The organism is Alcanivorax hongdengensis A-11-3 (assembly GCF_000300995.1).
Lineage (GTDB): Bacteria > Pseudomonadota > Gammaproteobacteria > Pseudomonadales > Alcanivoracaceae > Alcanivorax > Alcanivorax hongdengensis.
Genome location: NZ_AMRJ01000084.1, coordinates 1 through 875, shown reverse-complemented (window position 1 = coordinate 875; position 875 = coordinate 1). Strand labels below are relative to the sequence as shown.

The window sequence follows — 875 nt, the reverse complement described above, 5'->3', positions numbered from 1 at the left end:
CCTCGATGTCGGCTCATCTCATCCTGGGGCTGAAGCCGGTCCCAAGGGTATGGCTGTTCGCCATTTAAAGAGGTACGCGAGCTGGGTTTAGAACGTCGTGAGACAGTTCGGTCCCTATCTGCCGTGGGCGTTGGAGATTTGAGAGGAGCTGCTCCTAGTACGAGAGGACCGGAGTGGACGAACCTCTGGTGTTCCGGTTGTCACGCCAGTGGCATTGCCGGGTAGCTATGTTCGGACGGGATAACCGCTGAAAGCATCTAAGCGGGAAGCCTCCCTCAAGATGAGATCTCCCTGGGAACTTGATTCCCCTGAAGGGCCGTTGAAGACCACAACGTTGATAGGCGGGGTGTGGAAGCGTTGTAAGGCGTGAAGCTAACCCGTACTAATTGCCCGTGAGGCTTGACTATATAACACCAAAGCAGTCCCCGGCTCACACGAGCCAGGACAGTAAGAGACGGTGTCAGAGATAAACGACTTGCAGTCAACGAATAGCAAACTTCTCGTTTCCAATTTGGCTTTGCCGGTGAGCCGTAGTCCTTTTTTAGGGCAGAGAACACCGGTAAGGCAACCGAATTTGGTGACCCTGAGTAATCAGGAAAACCAAACCCGTTTGCCTGACGACCATAGAGCGTTGGAACCACCTGATCCCATGCCGAACTCAGAAGTGAAACAACGCATCGCCGATGGTAGTGTGGGGCTTCCCCATGTGAGAGTAGGTCATCGTCAGGCTCTTAAATATAAAAAAGGCCCCGCCGCGAAAGCGACGGGGCTTTTTTTATATTTGATTCGCTGCGCTCACCCTTCGGGCCAGCCTGAAAAGCGGCTGTTCGGCTTCGCAAGCGAAGCACGTGGATACGGTGTTCTTCTCTCCCTAC

Annotated in this window: 2 rRNA genes; both read left to right on the top strand. The window is 53.8% G+C overall.

Going from position 1 to position 875, the window contains the following annotated elements:
• Positions 1–407 (top strand): 23S ribosomal RNA (locus tag A11A3_RS17165); the annotation flags it as partial.
• A gap of 206 nt (positions 408–613) precedes the next feature.
• Positions 614–729, top strand: a 5S ribosomal RNA gene (gene rrf / locus A11A3_RS17160).
• Positions 730–875: the final 146 nt, after the last annotated feature.